This window comes from Pectobacterium sp. CHL-2024, assembly GCF_044751765.1.
Lineage (GTDB): Bacteria > Pseudomonadota > Gammaproteobacteria > Enterobacterales > Enterobacteriaceae > Pectobacterium > Pectobacterium brasiliense.
The window spans coordinates 343418-366389 of sequence record NZ_JBIXKO010000003.1 but is presented as its reverse complement, the minus strand read 5'-3'; the positions used below and the strand labels follow the sequence as shown (position 1 = coordinate 366389).

Below are 22972 nucleotides of genomic sequence, written 5' to 3'. Positions count from 1 at the left end.
AAAAGATGAATGGAGGATAAGGGTAACGATCTGCATCTTAACAATTAAAGAAATGATGGAAATATTAAATAACCAAAATGACTAAATGGTTTTTCTGATAGTCCTTATTGCTTAAAGTGTTATGCCTGATGGCACCTACGCTTCAAGCCTGTTGCGGGAAAAATGTCGGTAGGATGTGATGAGGAAAAAGGGCTGCCACGCAGCCCTCTGTGCAGACGATACTCGCTAAATTTTCAGGACCTTCATGCCGAAATCGTTAGGATGAACGATGTTTTCGAGCTTACCGACCTGCTGCAAGTCGCCATTAGAAACGACACTGCTGATATTGGTATCAGGAAAACGAAGGTTCTTGGTGAGATGCACCACGATGGGCTTCCCCTTTTTATCAATATCCATCACCCACCCGAGGAAACCTCCCGAATATTTCGCCAAACTGCCGATGGGGTAGAGGCCATAAATCTGCACGTATTTGACCAGCACAGCCTTATCATAGGCCGCGTTAGCCTCATAGATTTTGCGATAGGCGGCCAATGGCGTGCGGGGAGAAATACCATTACGCGCATGCCTGAGCTTATTAATCGCCTTAATCACAGAGACCAGCCGGACTAACGGCGACAATGGTTCGGCACGCTTGCCTTGCGGATACCCGCTGCCGTCCACACGCTCGTTGGCATTCTCAATCACGTCGCGGCAGGTAGGGCTTACCGACCAGCCTAGCTCATGTAACTTCGCGCACAACACCGCCACATGACCGCTAAGGATCGCTTTCTGCGCCGGATTCATATTGACCTTGAGCGACGGAAGACGGGCGTTGACCAACAGCGGTTTGCCCATCGTGTGGAGTAACACACCTAACACCGCCTCACGCAAATAGGGATCGTGTGGATCGGCAATTAACAGCATGTCGGCCAATTTCCCCGCGACCTGCACCGCATGCCTGACCCAGTCCGCCTCATCACGCAGGAACGACAGCGCATACAGAAAAGCCTTTCGATCTTTTTTGACCATATACAGCAAGGTATCAACACAGTCATAAAAGATCTCAACGGGCAGCTGATTGCGCGTTTTGATGTACATCAGCCCAATCTGAAGCCGATGGGCAATCTCCATAACGCCGCGTTCCATCGGGGTCTGGCGGGTACGCTTCTCTCGCTCCTGACTTTCTCGCAGCAACAGGTTTTTCTCCTTAGTACCCGGAATGAACAACGGAGACGAATACACCATGCTACCAGTCATACCGGTTCGGTATGCTGCCTCTCTTTCCGACTCATTCGTGTAATGAAGCAGGGCTTCGGACTGGGATGAAGACAAATGGATAAATTGGATGCCAACGGCCGCATAGCCATTATTGCCAAAGGGGCGTATATGGCGAATTTTCCCCTCGGCATAAAAGCTTTCTCCGTTAGGGAATTCCAGCGTAATACCAGGGATATCCTGGCCCACTTCAATCGCAATACTCTCAACCAGATCGATTTCGACCAGACATCCACCGGTCGATAAATTACGCAGGGTTCCGGGTACGTTAAGCGTGTGTAGATAAACTTCAATGCGAACACGAGCCTGCATGCCAAGAATAAAGGGAATACGAATCGCCCCCCTGTTTTCAGTGACAAAAACAGATTCTGGCAAACGACACTCCAGACGATAAAACATACTGTCCGTCTTGAATAATTGGGTCGGAATATTACAAAGACTGTAGGTTTCTCGTTCGATGTTATCCGTGCCTTTGAGCGCCTCCAGATCAAAATTCAAACCACCATCGGCAAGATATCTGTCGATATCCGAGCCTGAGTATTCCACATCCAACACGATACGGTTTTTATCCGGATTCAATTCCGCAACGTCTGCTTTCAATGCATATAGCATATCCTTCGCATAGATAGACATCACATAGGTATGTTGCAGTAATGCGCTAATCACTTTAGCGGGAGGAGGAGAAAAGTGTTCCACGATAAGATCTACCTATTAACGCGACGGTGATATACCCCAAAATCCAAAAAGGATTTCTCTTTTAATAGAAACGAATTTTTACACGAACGTAATTTTTTTACACAACATTAAAAACGCGAGAAAAACACCTATTATTACTGAGTGAAATCTCTCCCAGATTTAATTTATGCGATTTTCTTCACCCTAATACCATGACGACATGACGATCTTCATATCGTTGATCATCCTAACAAGGATGTTATGAAGTCACAACGTTCGCTCTCGCTCGCCAATTTGATTAAAATACGAACAAAAATAAACAAAAAACCAAGTAAACAAAAAATAGTGAAACTAAAAACCAATTAAATAACAATAAATAGAATTAACACCCACAGACAATATAGATTTAAACGATCATTATTTTTTAGTTGATAGTTAAAAACTATTAAACGTAGATAATTGATCATTTAAAACAATTTCCAACTATCCCAAATTGCTGTGTAGAATCCAGACGAGCAAAGCTGTGGAATTCCTATTTCTATGGAGAGGGTGAGTAATCAGTAAAATGAATACAACAACATTGAATATCGATGGAAGAATTCTTAGGCTGACAGCAGAGTTTCAGCCTATTATCCATCTCCCTCAAAATAAAATATTCCGCTATGAAGCCCTCGCCAGGTTTTATAACTCAGAAGGCGTTTTAACATCGACTCAGCAGACCATAGATAAAATTGAGGAGTGTAAAGCCATCGATAAAGTGACAGACTTTATGTTTGATGTGGTCTGTCAGGTAATAAAAAATAAAAGTAGCATGACAATATCATTCAACCTGTCGCATTTACTTTTCAATAATTCCGCCTATCTGGAAAAGTTATACCAAAAATGCCTCATGCATGAGGTTAGCCCACAGAACATAGAAATAGAGATCAGTGAAAAAACAACCCGGCAGCAGTTAATAGACGGGATACCCTTTTTAAATCAGGCCAAGAAATATGGCTTTATGATTTCATTAGATGACTTCGGCGCAGGAAATCTGCAAATAGACAGCCTGAGCTTGTTTGACTTCGATACCATAAAAATCGATCGCTCGATTATCGATGGCATCGGGAAAGAAGAGACAAAATCACAAAAACTAAAGGTCTTATTGAACAAACTCATTCCTCTTGGCGTAAACATTATCTGTGAAGGCGTTGAGAAAGCGACCGATTTGAACCGGTTAAATAAATATCACCCCATTGGGATTCAAGGATATATCTTCTATCGGCCACTCACATTCAGCCAATTAAGGCTGCTGGAAGGCTTTTAGCGGGCATCCTCGATTTCTCTGCCCTGCCTCTCGCGGGTTAACGCATCATAATCAATCCGTGATCCCCACTCCCACAATAAATGCCACGCCAACAACGCCTTAGACGATCGCGATTAGCGAACAGGCTCACATTTCTGGCGTTCGCCGCAGGAATTTATCCTTTGCGATAGCACATCAATGCGATACTCACGCCAGTGGCAACGGGAGAAAAACGATGTGGCAACGACGTGCGCTGGAACTTAATACGCAGGATATTTGGCACTGGCAACAGGTCATCTCGGTCGTCGATTACGCCCGTGAACAGGGTTTCAATACGCTGGTGCTGGGTGCGGCGGATTTACTGGATAAGCTGGTGACGCCGGAAGCCTACAATAATGCGCGTTTTGACGATCGCATCAGTAGCCAGCAGCGTTCCCGCTGTGTTTACCTGAATCAGGTCGCGGCGCACTGCCGTGAACAGGGGTTAGCGCTATATCTGCAATGCAAAGAGCTGTCCTTTCCCACCGATTTACTGCTCCATCACCCGGAATTACTGGACGACAAACATAGCCTCCGCATGGATACCGATTTTTGGTGCGACTACCTTGCCGCCAAAGTCGAACTGCTGATGCAGCAGATCCCGAGGCTGAGCGGCCTGCTGCTGGCGATCTCCAACAGCGATAGCCTGCTGCGCTTTTCTGCCCCCTCCGGCGATGCGATCAACGGTATCGCTCCCGTTACCACGCTCTGGCCGACCAACGCCGACAGCGAGCAGATCTATCACCGTCTATTCTCCGCCGTCGCCCGCGTGATGCACTACCACCAGCGCCATCTGGTATTACGTGCGTTTCCCGCTAGCCATCAGGATATTGGTAATGTCCTGAACGCCATTCGCACGCTGCCAGAATCGGTCTCCGTCGCCATTAAAGTCACGCCGGAACGCTTCTGGCCGGAGTTTCCCAATAACCCCGCACTGCTGGACGTCAGCGGGCGTGAAGTCTGGGTTGAGTTGGATCTGGCTGGCGAAGAAGTCGGCTGGGGCAATCTCCCCTTCCTGCGCTACACCGAGGTGCAGGGGCGGTTGCTGTGGTGCCGGGAGAAAAATCCCGCGATTGTCAGCGCCCTGTGCCGCATCAGTTGGGAAGGGGTGGATAATCACAGCGTGATCGGCACGCTCAGCGAATTTACGTTGTTTGCCTGTTCGCGACTCCTGACTAACCAGACCGCAGCGGCAAATGAAAGCACGCTGTTCGCACAGTGGCTCATGACACGCTACCAATGGCAGCCGGACGATGCCGTGCTGCATGCGATGCTCGCCTTGCTGGAACAGGCTCACCAGGCCATTTCTCTGTCGCTGTACGCACGCCACCACGTTTTCCATCGCCACAGTCTGCTGCCGACCAGCTTTGGTCAGGCGATCTGGAGCCTGTACGGTCAGCTCAATCGCAACCATTGGCTGCCGGGTTCCGGTCAGGATATTACGTTCGATCCGCAGCATGCAGAGCTGGCTTCACAGAATCTCTATCACATTGCGAAAGAGAAAGATGCCGCCTGGCAGTTGGCGGAACAGTGCCAGCAGGCCGCACTGCAATTCTCCCGCGAACACACAATGCCGGACGCGCTCAGACAGCGCTGGCAGCAGGAATGGCGCGGGCTGACGCTGTATTGCCGCGCCTTTGTTCACGCGCAGAAAGCCTTCTTTACGCTGCACTACTGCAAACAGGTGGAGAATAACTGGACGCTGCGGGAAATCGCCAAAACCAATATTCAGGCGCTGTACGGGATTGGGCATGAAATGGAGGATTTCTGCCTGCAACACCGGGATTACCCGGTGAGCCTGCATGTGATGTTTGATGCCGGGCGTCCACGCGCGTTAGCCGATAGCCTGCAACAGCAGTTGGCTGAACTCACGTAACGCACCGGCAATCCTTACCTTAATCAGTAACGAACGTAATCAATAACGAACATAATCAACAACGATCTGAGTCAGCCGCTTGCTAGCGAATCACCCGTTTCAGAATGCGATCGCCTGAATTGCTGAAGTTTTTCGCCGATTCTTCCACGCTCTTCTTGCCATAGTCGAGCTGTTCGATAGTTTGCAGGATCAGGCTGGCCAGCTGTGGATCTTCAAGATACGAGGACACCGGCGTTTGCATCGGTTTTTCTAGCGCCATCGAGAGCCCGGCAACCGACAGATCGTTGGTATCCAGCTTCTGCTTTTCTTCCAGCGCTTGTCTGGCGATACGGCTGAGCGGAATGCCGCGCTCGGTGCCCATCAGCAGCGCGCCTTCAGGATCGTTCATCAGATAATTCAACAACAGCGCCGCTTCTTTCGGGTGCTTGGTATTTTTACTGATGGCAAACAGCATCGACGGTTTGAAGAACTGCCCGGAGTTGTCCGATCCCGGCGTCATGATGTATGGGCCTAGCTCGAGCTTACTGGGTGCCGCCAGCGGATCGGCGTATTTCTTCACAACCGAAATCCACAGATGTGCCCCACCGTATTCCCCGTTAATCCAGGGGCGTGTTTCATACATCCCGACTTTGCCGAACGCGTTGTAATACTTCGAAGACGGCATCACATGCTCGTCGATCAAACGCTTATAGAAGCGAAACGCCTCGATCCACTGCGCCTCGCTGTAGTTAAAGCGTTTGTTCTTTTCATCGATCATGCCGATCTGATACTTCTGCGTCATGTAATAGTTGATCAGTTCCAGTATGCCTTCACCGCTGTCCTGCGCAGGTGAAGCTATGGGGAAATAGTTATCGCCCAGTTTCTCTTTAAACACCTTGCCTGCATGGAACAGCTCATCCCAGGTGGTAGGATACGGCAGTTCGGCCTTCTTCCAGGTTTCCGTGTTGTAGTACATCACCAGCGCATTCAGCGACGTGGAAATCGCGTTCACTTTGCCGTCAATCGTCGCTGGCCTCAGCGCATCTTCGGGGAAATCCTGTAATTTCAGCGTATCGGTCAGCTTATTCAGGTCATAAAAGCCGGTGCCAGTCTTGGAAAAAATCGGCAGCCAGTTCCAGTTAACCTGTAGCACATCCGGTTCTTCGCCGCTGGCAATCTGCGTCGTCAGGCGGGATAAGTGCCCGTCCCAACCGGTGTACTCTGGTTTCACGCTGATGTGCGGATACTTTTTCTGAAACGCTTCCAGCGCGGTCAAGGTTGCCTGATGGCGGCTGTTTCCTCCCCACCAGGAGAGGCGTAATTCTACGGGTTCAGCAGCCTGCGCGAACGAACAGAGCGCAGAGAAGGCGATGGCAATCAGTCCAGGTAATCTCATTTTTCCCCCAACGACATTATTATTGTGTTTGTGCGTGTGTCTGGCGTACTGGTGTGACGATATAGATGAGAAAGCAGGTCAGGTACATAGCCGTGAATCAAACCATTTCTCGACTCTGACAAGATAGGCAGAACCCTTTTTATCGCGCTAGTCATCACGGCGGGAAAACGTGTGATTTGCGGGGCTGACGGAAGAAATGCGAATGACTGCACCGTGTTAGTGAGCGTTTCAACCACGCGGTGTAAGCCCTAGGTGACGCGGCAGGGAGGTGCCTCACATCATTAACCGACGCACCACACCAAAAAGAGATTTAATTCACAAATAAGAAACACAAAAACAACAAAACCGCTCCATGCGCGCGGCAAAAGAGAAAAAGCGGCGTAAAAGTGTGATGAAACACACACGGCATAGCGCGCCGCCCCGCCCTCTTCGTTATGCCTTTCACATTCTCCTACGCCGCGCGCCATGCGCTGTGAAGCACGCTCCAACCTCCGCAGATTTCATCACGACAGCCACAGTCAAAGGCCAGCAAACGTGCTGCAATCGGTGCAGGCTCGATCAGATAGGATAACGCGATGAAGCACTCTATTCAGTCATACTCCCCCGCTGCCGACGGTATCACGCCGGATACTGCCATCTTTCAGCAGGCTATCGATCGGATTGCGGCACAGGGTGGCGGCACCCTGACAGTGGAACCGGGGCGCTATCTGTTAGGGGGATTACTGCTGCCTTCCAATTTTTGTCTGCAATTGGAGGCGGGAGCTGAGTTAATCGTCAGCGGTGACTATGAACAGTTTGCCCAGGCCATCACGATCAGCATGGCCGAGCTGTCACACCGTGCGTTTCTTTATGCCTACCAACAGCGCAATATCACGATCTGCGGTCAGGGTAAGATCATGGGAAATGCCGACGCCTATTTCTCTGCGGAGCCCGACGACCAAGGCTATCGCCTGCCTGCACAGCATCGCCCGCGCATTGTGGTCTTTGAGGATTGCGAACACGTCCGCCTGTGTGATTTTACGATTGAACACGCCCCGATGTGGACCGTACATCTGGTCAGCTGTCGCCACGTCATCGTCGAACGGCTGACGATTGATAACGATCTAAGCATGGCAAATACCGATGCGCTGGATCTCGACAGCTGCCAGCAGGTGCAAATCAGCAACTGCTCGCTGAGCGCCGCCGACGATGCGCTGTGCATCAAAACCACTAATAAACCGCCCCATCTGCAACGTAAGGTGCAGCAGGTCGTCATCAGCAATTGTCTGTTACGATCCAAGAGCTGCGCCCTGAAGCTCGGCACCGAAACCTTTGCCGATATCGAAGACATTTCCGTCATCAACTGCGCCATTTACGATACCAACCGTGCGATCGGCCTGATCTCACGCGATGGCGGCGCGTTCCGACGCCTACAGTTCAGCAACATCACGTTCCGGTGCGTCGCCGCGCATCCGTGTCACTGGGGAAAAGCCGATCCGATCTTTATCTCCGTGCGCTATCGCGATCCCGCCATCGAGCCGGGCCGGATCGAAGCGGTACAGTTTTCTCAGATCGCCGGTGTCAGCGAGGGAGCAATTAACCTGCACAGTACGCCCGCAGGCTACATTCGGGATATCCATTTCCATGCCGTGCATCTCGAACAGCGACAGAGCGACTCGCCGGAACAGGGCATGTACGATGTGCGCCCGCCCTGCAATCCAGAACGCCCGACGGGTATGGGGCTGGACAATGCGTATCGGGTCGATCCGGCGACAGGTCGCGCCTTCGGTGTCGACTATTATCCAGGCGGCATGCCCGCACTCTTTGCCCGTGGCGTCCTGAACCTGACCACCAGCCACATGACGATCCGCCGTCCCGATCCGTTGCCTTCCGACTGGCATCACGCCGCGATCGTGCAGCAGGAAGAATAAGTGATTCAAGCGACACTTTCGGGTAGTATGCGACGGTTTTTTGCATACTATGTTCTGAGAGCCCCTTTTTCAGAACGAAACCGGGAACATCGCTATGGTCACTACACTATTTAAAGATTTTCAGTTTGAAGCCGCGCATCATCTGCCTCACGTACCAGACGGCCACAAATGCGGACGGCTGCATGGGCACTCTTTCATGGTGAGACTGGAAATTACCGGTGAAGTGGACCCGTATACCGGCTGGGTGATGGATTTCTCCGAGCTGAAAGCCGCGTTCAAACCTACGTGGGAACGATTGGATCATCACTATCTGAATGAGATCCCCGGTCTGGAAAACCCGACCAGCGAAGTGCTGGCACACTGGATCTGGCATCAGTTGAAGCCGACATTACCGCTGCTCAGCGCCGTGATGGTGAAAGAAACCTGCACTGCCGGCTGCGTCTATAAAGGCGAGTAACAAAGAAGTGGTGATGCTGTAGTCTGGCGTGAGCATCCCTCCCTCACGCCGCTACGATCGGTCGCTATTATCAGTAAATGAATATCAGGCGATATTCAGGTATTTATGTGTCTGCATAGACAGCCGCCAGTTGCGGGCGATGCAGGTCTCGATACACAACTTGGTCGCATCGTCTTTCTGGCTGATCGGCTGTAGCGCCACAATCCGCGGCTTATCATCATCAAGCCGCGCCAGTAATGCATCCAACGCCTCAATGTCACGTTCACGCGCCACCGGATGTTTTATTTCATCCGCCCGTTGCAGCGCCTGATCGAGCACTTTCATACCGCCGCGCATATTCACTTTCGGCGATACCGTCACCCAGGTTTTTGGTGAACAGCGCACGTCATGAGTGCCGCTGGTTTCGATCTGGCAACTAAAGCCCTGTTTTTCCAGCTGTAGCGTCAGCGGTGCCAAATCGTGGATGCAGGGTTCACCGCCGGTGATCACAATGTGGCGCGCCGTGTAGCCTTGCTGCACCATCAGCGCCAGAATGTCATCTGCACTCGCCGCACCCCAGGCATCGCTTTCTTCCGTTTTTACCAGCACCTGATCCAATGAGGTTTCCCGCTCTGCCAGCTTGTCCCAGGTATGTTTGGTATCACACCAGCTACAGCCGACCGGGCAGCCTTGCAGGCGCACAAACACCGCCGGCACACCGGTAAAATAGCCTTCGCCCTGTAACGTCTGGAATATTTCATTAATCGGGTACTGCATGGTTTTCACTGTCTCTCTCACTTAAAAATGCAGTATACCCTAAATCATTCGCGTTGCAGGACGTCAGCAATGCGCTAGCAAATCCGGCAGGAACACACTACATCAGGGACAGTTGAGTAATTTGGCCCGTGCGTCATAATCAATCTGTTGTTACCACTTCACCTGCTTTCATACGTTTCATTATTAACAAGGACAATAATCAATGAAGTTATTGAAACCTCTAGCCCTATTACTCGTCTCGTGTGCCTTTGTGCCTGCATTTACTCAGGCGCAGGATATCGCGCAGATTAAAACGCAGCCGGGCTATTACCGCATGATGCTGGGCCAGTTCGAAATTACCGCGCTGTCTGACGGCACCAATACCATGCCGATGGATAAGCTGTTACAGCGCACTCCTCCGGAAAAAATCACCGAACTGCTGGCAGAAAAAGCGCTGACGCCGCAGGTGGAAACCTCTATCAACGCCTATTTGGTCAATACCGGCAAACACCTGATTCTGATCGACACCGGTAACGGCAAGCAGAGCAATCCTACGGTCGGAAAAGTGCTGCCGAACCTGATTGCGGCGGGCTACAAACCTGAACAGGTCGATACCGTATTGATGACCCACCTGCACGGCGACCATTTTGGCGGTCTGGTGCAGGACAATAAACTCAGCTACCCGAATGCCACCGTGTATGTCAGCCAGCCAGAAACCGACTTCTGGCTCAGCCCGGATAATCTGAAGAACGCGCCAGAGAACAGAAAATCCGCGTTCCAACGCGTGCAAAGTACCTTTGATGTCATTCGTAAAGAGAACAAGCTGAAAACATTCCCGGCTCAGCAAGCCGTATTATTACCCGGCATCACCGCGATTCCGAGTCCGGGACATACGCCGGGGCACACGTCTTTTCTGATCGAGAGCGAAGGCAAAAAGCTGCTGGCATGGGGAGACATCATTCATGCGGAAGCGGTGCAAATGAGCTTACCGGCCACCACCATCAGCTTTGACTCAAATATGGATCAGGCGACGGAATCCCGTAATAAAGCGCTGGCCGACGCTGCCAGTCAGGGTTACTGGGTTGCCGGCGCTCACCTGCCCTTCCCCGGCATCGGCCACGTGGGTACACGTCTGGAACGCAACGGCACCACCAACGGCTACCGCTGGCTTCCGGCGAATTACAGCGTGGCAGGGTTAAAGAACTAGGTATCAGAATGGCGTTCATTACGTTAATTACTGGCGGTTCGCGCGGCATTGGCCGCGCAACCGCGTGCTATCTGGCAGGAAAAGGCCACAAGATTTGCATCGGCTACCGCACCCAGCAGGACAGTGCGAATAGCGTTCTCGACGAGATTCGCGCAAGTGGCGGGACGGCCATCGCTGTTCAAGTCGATATCGCCGACGAAGAGCAGGTTATCGAGCTTTTTAAGCGGACGGATAAAGAACTTGGCTGCCTCACCGGTCTGGTGAATAACGCCGCGATGCTGAAACCTCAAGCCACTATTGAACAGCTTGATGCCGTGCGGCTTAACGATATTTTTGCCACCAACACGATTGGCAGCTTTCTCTGTGCTCGGGAAGCGGTCAAGCGTATGGCGTTCCGTCATGGCGGAAAAGGCGGGGCTATCGTCAATGTGTCATCCGCGGCTGCCCGACTGGGTTCACCGCATGAATATATTGATTATGCGGCATCAAAAGGCGCGCTTGATACGCTGACGATTGGCTTATCGCTGGAGGTCGCCGATCAGGGCATTCGAGTGAACGCCGTGCGTCCCGGTTTTATTTATACCGATATGCACGCTGACGGCGGCGAACCGGCAAGGGTCGATCGCATCAAGCACTCGCTCCCCATGAAACGGGGCGGCCACCCGATGGAAGTCGCACAGGCAATAGGCTGGCTGTTATCGGACGAGGCGTCCTATGTCACAGGGAATTTTATCGATTTAGCCGGCGGCAAATAGACGCAACCTATGCAGGTTCCCACCGCTTAGCCTGTCTATTAATCACATTGGTATGCAGATTAAGAGGGGCTTTCGTGCGCCATACTACGGTAATTCATGTTGCGCTATGTACACGTGCCCGACGTAGGGCGGCTCAGCCGCCGCCGCCCTACGAACCCAGGCTTCCGGCTAAATTATGCCGCTACGCGGTTCCATCGGTGCCCATGCCCGCTTTTCGAGCCGCCAGCAACATGCTCCCGGCATGGCGCTGGCTTTCGCGACGTCCTGTCGCTCACTCGGCGGTCAAGCCCACCGCTGCATAATTTTCACGCCGGATAACGGACAAACCACAAAAATTCGCAGCATTTGCATATAAGAATTTCGATGAGCTGTTATAGATACACCCGCAGATATTCCGCCAGACACAGGATCGCCATGGCCTGGCCGTACGGCATGGAGGTCAGGGCGATGTTGCGGTAGAAATCCAGATCGTTGCCCATCGCCGTGCCGAATGATACCTGCGTCAGTTCACCGTCCTTATTGACGTGATTAATCACGCCGCGAATCGCTTTCTCCGCCACCTCAGCGTAGCTCGGGTCGACGTAGCGCTTGCGCACCGCTTTCAAAATACCGTAGGCAAAACCGGCGGTTGCCGAGCTTTCAAGGTACGAATTCGGATCGTCGATCAGCGTGTGCCACAGGCCGCTGTCATCCTGATATTTCGCCAAGGCTTCGATCTGGCTTTCCAGCACCTGCAACAGGAAGCGACGCGTCGCGTTATGCTCCGGCAGATCCAGCAGTTCGATAAATTCAGGAATAACGATCGTCAGCCAGCTGTTACCACGCGCCCAGCGCGCTTTGGCGTAGTTGTGCTGCCCTTCGAACGTCCAGCCGTGGAACCATAGGCCGCTTTCGCGATCCATCAGATATTGCACGTGCAACAGGAACTGATACGTGGCTTCTTCCACAAACTCCGGCCGGTTTAACAGCTTGCCGATTTTCGCCAGCGGCAGCACGCTCATCATCAGCGTGTCGTCCCACAGCTGCTGGTGGTTTTCGTTGTTATAAACAATGTGCTGCAAGCCCTGCTTATCCGTGCGCGGCATTTCATACATCACCCACTCCGCCCAGCGCTCCAGATACGGCAGCCAGCGCGCATCGCCCGTTTCTTCATAGCGATAAGCCAGCGTCAGGAACGGGCACACGGTGTTCACGTTCTTCGTCGGCGTACCTTCCGCCAGACGCTCGGTAAACCAGTCGTCGATGATGGCGCGCATCTGCTCGTCACCCGTCTGCTGGTAATACTGGTAAATCCCGTACAGCCCGATGCCGTGCGTCCATTCCCAACCCGCCCAGCCTTTGGTATCAATTACCCGACCATCGTCCAGCCGTAACAAAAACTCACCGGTTTTATCCTCAATATTCACCAGATTGTCGGTGATACGGCAAATCAGCGCCTTCAGATCCTCGCGGGAGATGAAGCGTTCTGGCTGACGTAAAAGCGGGCTATGTTTTACACTGAATACGGTCATAGTCATTCATCCAATTGAGTTATCAGTTAACAGTTCAATACAGTTACGACTGCGTGGCATGCGTGACCGGCTTGTCACCTTTATGGCGATTCAGATAGCCGATGTTGTTATTGCCCCACAGCGATTCATACGGCATACCAGCCAGCATTTCGACCGTTGCCCGCGCCTGCGGCGTAATGTTCTCCGGCACCGGACGCCCGGCTTCACGCATTTTCAGCGTCTCTTCCCGCAGCACGCTGTGCGTTTGCAGGTTGAGTTTAAAGCGCAGAGAAACCAGGAAGCCCAGCGCCAGCACGCCGACGGTGCCGAAGCTCAAAATCATCAGAATCGTGTGGCTAACGCCCGGCGCCTGTACGCTCTGGCCGGACACAAAGCCGGAGAGCTGTAATACCACGCCCACCAGCATCACCGCACCGGCCTGAGAGGCTTTGCGAGTCAGCGTCATAATCCCGGCGAAGATCCCCTCGCGACGCTGTGCGGTGATCACTTCATCCACATCGGCGATGTAAGTGTAGGTATTCCACGGCACGTAGTTGATCCCACCGCGCCCGATACCCGCCAGCGCAGAAATCAACAGCAGCAGAGAGAAGGTGTCATGCAGGCCGCTGTACCACAGGACGGCGTAGGAAAGCGCACTCACACCAAACAGGCACACGACCAAGCGGTAAGACGGGGCTGGCCCAAAGCGGATACACAGAGGAATCATGCCGATCACCGCAATGAATTGCAGAATCGCCATCGTTCCCATCAGGTTTGACGCCATGGTCGGGCTTTGCATCAGCACAAAGACCACGTAATAGGTGAACACGGCGTTAAACACGTCCTGTGCGATATACCCACCCAGATACATCCCAAGATGCTGACGGAAGATGCGAATACGCAGCGTGGAAACCAGCTCGACGTTCAGCCGTTTCAGGCTTTGGCCTAACGTCAAAGACTGGCGCTCTTTCTCCGCCCGCAGCGACGCTTCCGACATCTGATCGCGTGGACGTTCCCAGGTAAAGAAATAGACCAGCGTCAGCACCAGCGCACAGATAACGGAGAACACCAGACTCGAATAGAAGAAGGAAATGGCGTTGTCTTTACCAAAGTAGCCCAGCAGGATGCCCGGCAGGAACGCGGCCAAAATCGCGGACAGCTGCGCCAGCGCGATGCGTGCGCCGGAGAACTTGGTCTTCTGTTTGAAATCGTCGGTCATTTCCGGCACCAGCGTTTCATACGGCACCAGCACCATCGTATAGACGATATCGAACAGCAGGTACGTCAGCAGATAGTACCAATAGCTCATATCCCCGACCCACATGAAGCTGTAGCTGAACACGAAGGGAATACCGAGCAGAATAAAAAACTTGCGGCGGCCAAAGCGTTTGCCCAGCCAGGTTGAACCGAAGTTATCGGTCAGGAAGCCCATCAGCGGGCTGACGACGGCATCAAGCACACGCGCCATCGCAAAAATAAACGTTGCCTCAATCGGCGTTAAGCCACAGAACGTGGTGTAAAAATAGAGTAACCAAGCGGCCGTCAGCGCCGTTGTACCAGCACCAAGAAAGTCCCCTGAACCGTAGGCTAAATAGTTAGCCAAACCGATCTTACGCGTTTTCATCGCCATCCTTCCCCGAACATTTTTAATTATGAAGGTGTCACGCTGATACGGTAGCGCCCGGCGATCGTGAAAACCTTTGCGCTTTTGCCACCACGCGTCCCGCGCTGGCAGCACAGGGAAGATTGGTGCGATCCGCGTCAAAGATTTTATAAAAAGCCATTTTAACTGAACGAAACCCGCAGTTCGTTTATGGCGATCACAGGATAGAAGATAGGAAGTCAGCAGGAAGCAAGGCAGCGTCGCCAACGGACGTTGCCTCGTGATGTCTTGAAAAATAGCGTTTTTTTAGCAGGGACTGACGCTATTCAGCGTGCTGTAATCGCCACAGGAAGGTTTGCCGCGCGTGGGCTAAACGCGGCTGGCGCAGTGCCCCCGGCACCCAGGCCAGATAGTAATCTAGCTGAGTTGTACCGACAGGAGGCGGAATAATAGCAAGATCCCCCGTATCCAGCAGATCCTGACATAAATACACCGGCATCACCGTCCAGCCAAATCCACTGGTCAGCACGCGACGCAGCGCACGCAGATCCTGACTCACCACGGCAGGCACCAGTCCTTTGTCCTCCATGCGGTTCTTCTTCAACCAGTGATCGATCAGAGGAAATTCAAGGTCATACGCCAGCATCGGTTCCTGCGCCAGCGCCTGCGGCAGATCGCCCGTCTGCAAGAGCCGTTCGACAATCGCGGGAGCAGCCACCGCCTGTAGTGTCGCACTCTTTAACAGATCGCTTTTCAGCCGCTTATCCGTCACCGGATGCGCCGTTATGCCCAAATCACAGTGCCCTTCCAGCAGCATCTGTTTAATCAAATCGCCGTCGCCGGTATGCATATGCACCCGCACGCCCGCCTCAAGCAGCGGCAGTAGCTGTTCCGACACCACTTCGGCCATGAAGTCCGCATGACCAATGATATGCAGCGTCCCCGCGACATCCATTGACCTCGCACGGGCGGAAGCCAGCGCCGCCTCGGCCTCATCGAGCTTGTCCCCCAGATCCGCCGCTAAGTCGTCTGCCGCCGACGTTGGCGTTACGCCATTTGCCTGACGCTCAAAAAGCCGCCGTCCCACCGCCACCTCCAGCCCGGCAATGTGCTGCGACACCGCTGGCTGAGTCAGATTGAGCGCACGCGACGCTCCGCTAATCGAGCGCTGCCGATAGACTTCCACAAATGTGCGTAGACGAATGAGTGACATACGATACCTATAGATATTTGTACCCTAAATAATTCGAGTTTCAGGAAGGCGGCAAGCGAAGGAATCCCGATGAGCTTACTCAAGTAAGTGATTCGGGTGACTGAACGCAGCCAACGCACATGCAACTTGAAGTATGACGGGTCTGAGCCATAAAATTATTTATACCCCTAGAATAATAATCTTGTTAGCGGGCGGATCAACCCCTGCCGTATCCTTTATCCCATCTTGAGTGACCCGGAAACCCCGGCTAACTTTCTGTTTTCTCTGGTACTCGACGACAAAAAAGGGGACAAAACATGTCGACACAACAATCCAAAAAGGATTTACAAGCTATCCTAAATACGATGAAGCGTGCTCACATTGCATCTGGCCCAGCCGATGCCGCGCTGCGTCAAGATCGCTTACAGCGCAGCATCAATCTGCTCCGTGAAAACCATGCCGCGCTCGCGCAGGCCATGAGTGATGATTTCGGCCATCGCAGCCTGTATCACTCCTTCGCCGCCGACATCGGCATCACGCTGAAAATACTTCAGAACGCCATCGACAACGTTGAACGCTGGATGCAGCCAGAACCTGTTGATGAACCCGCTCCCGGCATGCAGGCGTGGATCCAGCATCAGCCTCTGGGCGTAATTGGCGTCATCAGCCCGTGGAACTTCCCAGTGAACCTGTCATTTGGTCCGCTGGCTGACATTTTTGCTGCCGGTAATACCGCGATTCTGAAACCGTCAGAACTCACGCCACGCACGTCTGAACTGCTGGCGGAACTGATTGCCCACTATTTTGATCCGCTGGAATTGGCCGTGGTGCTGGGTGATGCGGAAATCGGTCAGGCATTCAGCGAACTGCCGTTCGATCATCTGGTCTTCACCGGCAGCACCGCGGTGGGTAAGCATGTGATGCGCGCAGCAGCAGAGAATCTGGTGCCGGTCACGCTGGAGCTGGGTGGCAAATCACCGGTCGTCATCGATCGTAGCGCAAACATCACCGAAGCCGTTGAACGCACGCTGACGGTGAAAACCTTCAACGCCGGGCAAATCTGCCTGTCACCGGACTACGTTCTGCTGCCCGAAGGGCAGGAGCAGGCTTTCCGCGATGCCGCGAAAGCCTTTATGCAGAAAAGTTTCCCGACGTTACAGGCGAACCCGGATTACACGTCTATCATTGCTGACAGGCACTATGATCGCCTGATTCGTATTCTGAAAGAGGCTGAACAGCAGGGCGCAACCGTCGTCAGTCTGGCACCGGAAGGCGAAGCGCCCTACGATGCGAAAAGCCGCAAGATTGCCCCGCATCTGGTGTTCGGCGTACATGATGATATGACGATCATGCAGGAAGAAATTTTTGGCCCGCTTCTGCCGATTAAAACCTATCAGGCAGCAGAGGAACCGATTCACTACATCAATACGCACCCACGCCCGCTGGCGGCGTATCTGTTCAGCAACGATGACGCTATGCAGCAGCGTTTCGCAGCCAGAACGACATCAGGCGCGCTGGTTATCAACGATGTGATGACGCACGTGTCTATCGACACACTTCCATTCGGCGGCGTTGGCGCATCCGGCATCGGTGCATATCACGGCGTTCACGGATTCCGCCGTTTTAGCCATGCCAAACCGATTGTCATACAGAGTGAAGATGGCGCGTCTAACCTGACACTGCGTGCGCCTTACCATGAGAAACAAGACGCAATTGTCGCCGTACTCAAAGGGTAAACGGCAGCGATTCACCCGATCATCCTGCAACTATAGAGAGAAAAATGATGAAAATTTTAATGGTCCTGACTTCTCACGACAAACTGGGCAACACGGGTAATAAAACTGGCTTCTGGTTGGAAGAGTTTGCTGCCCCTTATTACACCTTTAAAGACGCCGGTGCCGAGCTGGTACTCGCCTCCCCTGCTGGCGGCCAGCCACCTCTCGACCCGAAAAGCGATCTGGCCGATTTTCAAACCGAGCTGACGCATCGCTTTAAAGCAGACCCTGCCGCACAGCAGGAACTGGCCAATACGGTAAAACTCGATACCGTCAACGAGCAGGATTTCGACGCGGTCTTCTATCCCGGCGGTCACGGCCCGCTCTGGGATTTGGCGGAATCGCCGGCCTCTATCGCGCTCATCGAAGCCTTTGTCCGCGCCAACAAGCCGACCGGGTTTGTCTGCCACGCGCCGGGCGTGCTGATTCATGTGAAAGCAGAAAATGGCGACGCGCTGATTAAAGGCCGCAAAGTGACGGGCTTCACCAACGGTGAAGAAGAAGCGGTTCAGTTGACGGACGTCGTACCTTTCCTGATTGAAGATGAGTTCAAGAAACTCGGCGGACTCTACGAAAAAGGCCCAGACTGGGCACCGTACCTCGTTGAAGATGGCAAGCTGATCACCGGCCAGAACCCGGCAAGCTCGGAAGTCGTTGCTAAAGCGATTCTTAAGCAGTTGGCTTAACCTTCACTCGCTGCTGTGACGGAATGTTCTGGATCACCTCCGTCACACGCCTGACGTTATCCTGATAATAAGCAGCAAAATCCTGCGCCCGGCGCGATGCGTCCGGCCCCAGAACCTCACCGGTAATCAGCGTGCGTTCGACCATCGCCGCCAGCGAGTTATAGCGGAGCGGCACAATAGCGATCCCCGCTTTATTCAGCGCCTCGGCTTCAGCAACCGGCACGCTGTCCGATACGAAAAAGACCTGAGCGCGACGAGAGATCAGCGCTTCCGTATTGATTCCCATGTTTCCGCTATGAGCAACCAGCGACGCTTGCCTAATAGACGGCACAAACTGGCGGAACAGCGGCATATCGCGCACGAGCTTTGTCGTCCCGACAATGCGATCGCCATAGCCGAGCATCGCCAGTATCGAGTTTTGCGCATTCCACGAGGTGGCCACTCGCTCAACCGTCGCGGGCACCGTCACCGTGCGATCGCCGTAATAGTGAATCGTCCGCGTAGCGGGTTCAGGCGTTTCCGCCTGAACCCAATGCACACCGGAGAAACTCACCGCCAACAGTACTAACGCATTGAGCAAATACTCGCGATACCGCGTGGTAAGGTTACGTTTCAGCATCGTATTCACCAGTCAACGGTCAGAGAAGCACGGATCTCACGCGGTTCACCGGCGAACGCGTTGGCACCGCCGTTAATGCCGTCCGTGCTGCCAGGGAATAGGGAAGCCCAGTAATGTTCATTGGTGACATTATTGAGCGCAACGCGAAATGCCGCGGGCTTATCGTACAGTTTGAAGCCGTAGCGTGTGCCCAAATCCAGTGTCACATAGCTGCCTGCCCACGTCGTATTGGTATCATTAGCCGCGCGTTTACCGGTGTAATGGAGATTCGCGATATAGACCAGATTCGGTGCAGACGGGTGGCTATATTCCGTCAGCAGATTAGCCTGAAACTTCGGCACCCCAACCACTCGCTTATCACGCGTTGCGGCTAATTCGGTGTCCTTCAGCTTGGGATCCAATAGCGTCATACTGCCGTAAAGGTGCAAACCGGAAAGTACTTCACCATCCGCCATCAACTCCAGCCCCGTATTGACCTGATTACCCTGCTCTTTGAATACGTTATCTGCTGCGACATACGCGAAGGGGCGCTCCAGACGGAAAAGAGCCGCGTTCAGATTCAGCCCATCCCACTGCGATTTCACCCCCGCTTCATACTGGGTACTGCGATAAGGCTTGAGCGTCTGCCCTTTATTCACCACATAATCATCTGTTGGCGCGGTGCCGCCCTGCTCCAACGAATCGGCATAGGCGACATACGTCATCACGTTAGGCAAGGGTTTGTACATCAGAGACAACGTCGGGCTAGTGCCCGTATCACGGGTCACTTCACCATCGGAGCCAAAACTGCGTGAGGTAATCCAACTTTGGCTCACGACGCCCATGGCCGACCAGCGCTCGTTAAACGTAATGGTATCGCCGGCGGTGATAGCCTGCTGACTGGTACGGCTGGATTTATAGCGCCCCGATCCCAGATAGAAACGCCCATCGCTAGGATCGGTATAACTACGCGGTGAATCAATGGTGCTGTTTCCCAGCGGGAAGCGCTTGCTATTACCTAGTCCGTTATAGATTGTCCACTGGTATCCGGTGGTGCTGAAGACCACGTCATGAGAAGGCCCGTTCGTATCGATATGGCCATTCAGTTGCAGCGTATTGCTTAATACCTTAAAACGTCCGGCGGTATAAGGCTGCGTCAGAGAGGTACTCACCGCGCCCTGATTGTTAGTAATCGCATTCGACAGCGAGCGCATACCGCGATCGGCGGTTTGATACCCCACCCCACCCGAGGCATACCAGTTATTGTTGAAGTAGTGTTTCAGGCGTGTGCTGGCGGTTTTCGTCACCAGATCGAGCCCCGCAAAGCTCTGCCCGTATCCCTGTTTCGTCACGTCTGGTGCGCTGGGTAACTGAATCGTCGGACCATAGGAAAAGCCACTGGCATAGCCCATTTTTCTGAAGCGATACTCGCTGGCATTCACTTCCAACACCGTGTCGGGCGAGAGATTCCAGTCAAACGCGACGCTGGCAAGTTGCCGTCTCAGCGTACTGTTGCTGATACTCCCCTCACCTTCATCGTGCAGCAGGTTGATGCGATAACCGAACTGGTTTTCATCACCCAGATGTCCACCCAGATCGGCATGACCCATCGCGGCACCTTTACCGGAATAGCCTACGGTAAAACGGTTCAGCGTCTGCGCCGTCGGTCTTTTTTGTGTGAAGTTAAACTGGCCGGACGGGCTGGCAGGTCCATACAGCGCACCAGTCAGACTGTTAATCACATCCAGCCGCTCCAGCATTTCGACTGGGAACGCCGTGGTGGAAATAATGTTTAATCCATCCAACCGGCTGTTCGCCAGCACATCACCTTGCATACCACGGCTTTGCGGACGGCCAACGTCAATACCGCCGCGCGCCTGCATCTGGCTGGACGCGCTGTATTTCAGGAGGTCATTCACGTTCTTCGCCTGCTGATTGGCAATCATGGCTTCCGTCACGGTCGTGGTCGAATACGGCGTATCCAGCCGTGAACGTTTACCCAGCGGTCCGATCTCCACATCATCGGTCGTCATGCCTGCGCCAGCCAGATTCGCATTCGCCTCACTGCGTTCTGCCTTGACGACCATAACGTCGGCCGCTTTTGCCTTTTCGTTGACCTTGCTGGTTGTCGGTTCGGCGCTCAATACCGGTGGAACAACCACCATTAATGCTGGCAATAACCACTGTGCTTTTTTTCTATTATTTTTTCTTGGGGCCTTCATCTGCTATGTCCCTGTTGGTCAATATTATGTCAATAATCGATATGTAATTTTTTATATATCGCCACATACTATACAGACATGACAAAAAGAAAATAAGGCGAGCCATAGAGGGATTTATTTTATAAAACTTTGAATTTTAAAAATTAAAATATAAAAACGGGGAGTATGACCGATACCACAAAGTGGGCAGCAGATATCCAAGGAAAGGAAGGAACAGATCATTTTTCAACGTTGCGCAGCAACGGCCCGCAGGGTGAAGGACAGGGATGTCCGCCATAAAAAAACGTCGGGAACGTTTTTCAACGTTGCGCAAGCAACGGCCCGAAGGGTGACGGACAGGGATGTCCGTCATAAAAAAATCCAGAAACGTTTTCACGCTTCTGGATTTTTATGGTTAATCACGTTGGCGTATATCAGCCCGCATTCTCAGCAGCCTGACGACGCCAGAAACGTAATTACTGGCCTTTAACTTCTTTCAGGCCATTGAACGGTGCAGCATCACCCAGTGCTTCTTCGATACGAATCAGCTGGTTGTATTTAGCAACACGGTCAGAACGGCTCATAGAACCAGTCTTGATCTGGCCAGCCGCTGTACCTACTGCCAGGTCAGCGATGGTAGCATCTTCAGTTTCGCCTGAACGGTGAGAGATAACAGCCGTGTAGCCTGCATCTTTCGCCATTTTAATTGCAGCCAGCGTTTCGGTCAGAGAACCGATCTGGTTGAATTTGATCAGGATGGAGTTAGCGATGCCTTTCTCGATACCTTCTTTCAGGATCTTGGTGTTGGTTACGAACAGATCGTCACCAACCAGCTGGATTTTGTCGCCCAGAACTTTAGTCTGGTAAGCGAAGCCAGCCCAGTCAGATTCGTCCAGACCGTCTTCGATAGAGACGATTGGGTACTGTTTGGTCAGATCTTCCAGGAAGTGAGTGAATTCTTCAGAGGTGAACGCTTTGTTGCCTTCGCCAGCCAGAACGTATTTGCCGTCTTTGTAGAATTCAGACGCTGCACAGTCCATCGCCAACGTGATGTCTTTGCCCAGCTCGTAGCCTGCTGCTTTTACCGCTTCAGCGATAACAGCCAGCGCTTCGGCATTGGAACCCAGGTTAGGCGCGTAGCCGCCTTCGTCACCAACAGCTGTACCCATACCTTTGGATTTCAGAACTTTAGCCAGGGTGTGGAACACTTCAGAACCCATACGGATGGCTTCTTTCAGGGTTTTCGCGCCAACAGGCTGAATCATGAACTCTTGGATATCAACGTTGTTATCCGCGTGCTCGCCGCCGTTGATGATGTTCATCATTGGCAGTGGCATAGAGTATTTACCTGGGGTGCCGTTCAGTTCAGCGATGTGAGCATACAGCGGCAGGCCTTTTGACGCTGCTGCTGCTTTAGCGGCAGCCAGAGAAACGGCCAGAATAGCGTTAGCACCGAACTGAGATTTGTTGTCAGTACCGTCCAGGTCGATCATGATCTTGTCGATGTTCGCCTGATCTTTCGCGTCTTTACCCAGTACAGCCTGAGCAATCGGGCCGTTAACAGCAGCAACGGCTTTCGTTACCCCTTTGCCCAGAAAACGGGATTTGTCACCGTCACGCAGTTCCAGCGCTTCGCGAGAGCCAGTAGAAGCTCCTGATGGCGCAGCAGCCAGACCTACAAAACCACCTTCCAGATGAACTTCCGCTTCAACAGTTGGGTTTCCGCGTGAGTCGATGATTTCACGGCCGATGACTTTAACAATTTTGGACATTAGATTTTCCTCAGTACAAGTTAAACTAAAACTTTAGATAGAACTAAAACCCTAGACGAACAACGCGCGATAGCGATCGCGCGTTGC

At 52.8% G+C, this 22972-nt stretch carries 16 protein-coding genes and 1 pseudogene; 8 read left to right on the top strand and 9 right to left on the bottom strand.

What is annotated here, in order from left to right; translation table 11 throughout:
* Positions 1 to 225 precede the first annotated feature (225 nt).
* Complete coding sequence (locus ACIPUG_RS08335; protein WP_400338112.1) at positions 226 to 1950, bottom strand: PilZ domain-containing protein; 1725 nt, start codon at positions 1948 to 1950, stop codon at positions 226 to 228.
* 544 nt (positions 1951 to 2494) lie between these two features.
* On the opposite strand from ACIPUG_RS08335, the gene ACIPUG_RS08330 reads away from it, so the two are divergent.
* Positions 2495 to 3235, top strand: a complete 741-nt coding sequence (locus ACIPUG_RS08330; RefSeq protein ID WP_039466015.1) for an EAL domain-containing protein — start codon at positions 2495 to 2497, stop codon at positions 3233 to 3235.
* Positions 3236 to 3449: 214 nt separating this feature from the next.
* The gene (locus ACIPUG_RS08325; RefSeq protein ID WP_039509776.1) at positions 3450 to 5129 is read left to right on the top strand and encodes a hypothetical protein; all 1680 of its coding nucleotides are present in this window, start codon (positions 3450 to 3452) and stop codon (positions 5127 to 5129) included.
* 82 nt (positions 5130 to 5211) lie between these two features.
* Here ACIPUG_RS08325 and ACIPUG_RS08320 read toward each other — a convergent pair whose 3' ends face one another.
* Positions 5212 to 6504 (bottom strand): ABC transporter substrate-binding protein, encoded by a 1293-nt coding sequence (locus ACIPUG_RS08320; RefSeq protein ID WP_039526551.1) that lies wholly within the window; start codon positions 6502 to 6504, stop codon positions 5212 to 5214.
* Between the two features lie 575 nt (positions 6505 to 7079).
* Here ACIPUG_RS08320 and ACIPUG_RS08315 point away from each other — a divergent pair.
* Positions 7080 to 8414 carry a glycoside hydrolase family 28 protein gene (locus ACIPUG_RS08315; protein ID WP_400338109.1) on the top strand — a complete coding sequence of 445 codons (1335 nt, stop codon included), beginning with the start codon at positions 7080 to 7082 and terminating at the stop codon, positions 8412 to 8414.
* Positions 8415 to 8508: 94 nt separating this feature from the next.
* Positions 8509 to 8871 (top strand): 6-carboxytetrahydropterin synthase QueD, encoded by a 363-nt coding sequence (queD, locus tag ACIPUG_RS08310; protein ID WP_010309068.1) that lies wholly within the window; start codon positions 8509 to 8511, stop codon positions 8869 to 8871.
* 84 nt (positions 8872 to 8955) lie between these two features.
* Here the strand turns inward: queD and queE are convergent, their stop codons facing one another.
* On the bottom strand, positions 8956 to 9627 hold the full coding sequence (queE, locus tag ACIPUG_RS08305; protein WP_039285249.1) for a 7-carboxy-7-deazaguanine synthase QueE: 672 nt from the start codon (positions 9625 to 9627) through the stop codon (positions 8956 to 8958).
* 202 nt (positions 9628 to 9829) lie between these two features.
* On the opposite strand from queE, the gene ACIPUG_RS08300 reads away from it, so the two are divergent.
* Entirely contained in the window at positions 9830 to 10813 is a 984-nt protein-coding gene (locus ACIPUG_RS08300) for an MBL fold metallo-hydrolase (protein ID WP_039283076.1), read from the top strand.
* An 8-nt stretch (positions 10814 to 10821) separates the two neighbouring features.
* Positions 10822 to 11568, top strand: a complete 747-nt coding sequence (locus tag ACIPUG_RS08295; RefSeq protein ID WP_039552068.1) for an SDR family oxidoreductase — start codon at positions 10822 to 10824, stop codon at positions 11566 to 11568.
* Between the two features lie 371 nt (positions 11569 to 11939).
* Here ACIPUG_RS08295 and ACIPUG_RS08290 read toward each other — a convergent pair whose 3' ends face one another.
* The 3 genes from ACIPUG_RS08290 to ACIPUG_RS08280 all read right to left on the bottom strand — a co-directional run bounded on the left by ACIPUG_RS08290 (position 11940) and on the right by ACIPUG_RS08280 (position 15874).
* A complete protein-coding gene (locus tag ACIPUG_RS08290; protein WP_010681611.1) occupies positions 11940 to 13079 on the bottom strand; it encodes a glycoside hydrolase family 105 protein in 1140 nt (379 codons plus the stop codon).
* Between the two features lie 43 nt (positions 13080 to 13122).
* The gene (locus ACIPUG_RS08285) at positions 13123 to 14682 is read right to left on the bottom strand and encodes an MFS transporter (RefSeq protein WP_039316986.1); all 1560 of its coding nucleotides are present in this window, start codon (positions 14680 to 14682) and stop codon (positions 13123 to 13125) included.
* 301 nt (positions 14683 to 14983) lie between these two features.
* Positions 14984 to 15874, bottom strand: a complete 891-nt coding sequence (locus tag ACIPUG_RS08280) for a LysR family transcriptional regulator (RefSeq protein ID WP_014916481.1) — start codon at positions 15872 to 15874, stop codon at positions 14984 to 14986.
* Positions 15875 to 16170: 296 nt separating this feature from the next.
* Here ACIPUG_RS08280 and ACIPUG_RS08275 point away from each other — a divergent pair, with 296 nt between their 5' ends.
* Both ACIPUG_RS08275 and ACIPUG_RS08270 read left to right on the top strand, forming a co-directional pair.
* The gene (locus ACIPUG_RS08275; RefSeq protein WP_400338107.1) at positions 16171 to 17589 is read left to right on the top strand and encodes a coniferyl aldehyde dehydrogenase; all 1419 of its coding nucleotides are present in this window, start codon (positions 16171 to 16173) and stop codon (positions 17587 to 17589) included.
* 47 nt (positions 17590 to 17636) lie between these two features.
* Positions 17637 to 18314 (top strand): type 1 glutamine amidotransferase domain-containing protein, encoded by a 678-nt coding sequence (locus ACIPUG_RS08270; protein WP_400338132.1) that lies wholly within the window; start codon positions 17637 to 17639, stop codon positions 18312 to 18314.
* On the opposite strand, the pseudogene ACIPUG_RS08265 reads toward ACIPUG_RS08270, so the two are convergent.
* The 3 genes and pseudogenes from ACIPUG_RS08265 to eno form a co-directional block, all read right to left on the bottom strand.
* Positions 18313 to 18933 (bottom strand): annotated as a pseudogene (locus tag ACIPUG_RS08265) (ABC transporter substrate-binding protein); the annotation flags it as partial. The gene ACIPUG_RS08270 and the pseudogene ACIPUG_RS08265 overlap by 2 nt on opposite strands.
* A 5-nt stretch (positions 18934 to 18938) precedes the next feature.
* Positions 18939 to 21134 (bottom strand): TonB-dependent siderophore receptor, encoded by a 2196-nt coding sequence (locus tag ACIPUG_RS08260; RefSeq protein ID WP_203449483.1) that lies wholly within the window; start codon positions 21132 to 21134, stop codon positions 18939 to 18941.
* A gap of 455 nt (positions 21135 to 21589) precedes the next feature.
* Positions 21590 to 22885, bottom strand: a complete 1296-nt coding sequence (gene eno / locus ACIPUG_RS08255; RefSeq protein WP_010305823.1) for a phosphopyruvate hydratase — start codon at positions 22883 to 22885, stop codon at positions 21590 to 21592.
* Positions 22886 to 22972: the final 87 nt, after the last annotated feature.

What these genes read in the sequence shown, in the direction of transcription:
- ACIPUG_RS08315 (WP_400338109.1), top strand. Translation starts at nt 7,080, where the DNA reads ATGAAGCACTCTATTCAGTCATACTCCCCCGCTGCCGACGGTATCACG.
- ACIPUG_RS08320 (WP_039526551.1), bottom strand. Translation starts at nt 6,504, where the DNA reads ATGAGATTACCTGGACTGATTGCCATCGCCTTCTCTGCGCTCTGTTCG.
- ACIPUG_RS08300 (WP_039283076.1), top strand. Translation starts at nt 9,830, where the DNA reads ATGAAGTTATTGAAACCTCTAGCCCTATTACTCGTCTCGTGTGCCTTT.
- ACIPUG_RS08330 (WP_039466015.1), top strand. Translation starts at nt 2,495, where the DNA reads ATGAATACAACAACATTGAATATCGATGGAAGAATTCTTAGGCTGACA.
- ACIPUG_RS08260 (WP_203449483.1), bottom strand. Translation starts at nt 21,134, where the DNA reads ATGAAGGCCCCAAGAAAAAATAATAGAAAAAAAGCACAGTGGTTATTG.
- ACIPUG_RS08280 (WP_014916481.1), bottom strand. Translation starts at nt 15,874, where the DNA reads ATGTCACTCATTCGTCTACGCACATTTGTGGAAGTCTATCGGCAGCGC.
- eno (WP_010305823.1), bottom strand. Translation starts at nt 22,885, where the DNA reads ATGTCCAAAATTGTTAAAGTCATCGGCCGTGAAATCATCGACTCACGC.
- ACIPUG_RS08325 (WP_039509776.1), top strand. Translation starts at nt 3,450, where the DNA reads ATGTGGCAACGACGTGCGCTGGAACTTAATACGCAGGATATTTGGCAC.
- ACIPUG_RS08275 (WP_400338107.1), top strand. Translation starts at nt 16,171, where the DNA reads ATGTCGACACAACAATCCAAAAAGGATTTACAAGCTATCCTAAATACG.
- ACIPUG_RS08295 (WP_039552068.1), top strand. Translation starts at nt 10,822, where the DNA reads ATGGCGTTCATTACGTTAATTACTGGCGGTTCGCGCGGCATTGGCCGC.
- queD (WP_010309068.1), top strand. Translation starts at nt 8,509, where the DNA reads ATGGTCACTACACTATTTAAAGATTTTCAGTTTGAAGCCGCGCATCAT.
- ACIPUG_RS08290 (WP_010681611.1), bottom strand. Translation starts at nt 13,079, where the DNA reads ATGACCGTATTCAGTGTAAAACATAGCCCGCTTTTACGTCAGCCAGAA.
- queE (WP_039285249.1), bottom strand. Translation starts at nt 9,627, where the DNA reads ATGCAGTACCCGATTAATGAAATATTCCAGACGTTACAGGGCGAAGGC.
- ACIPUG_RS08270 (WP_400338132.1), top strand. Translation starts at nt 17,637, where the DNA reads ATGAAAATTTTAATGGTCCTGACTTCTCACGACAAACTGGGCAACACG.
- ACIPUG_RS08285 (WP_039316986.1), bottom strand. Translation starts at nt 14,682, where the DNA reads ATGAAAACGCGTAAGATCGGTTTGGCTAACTATTTAGCCTACGGTTCA.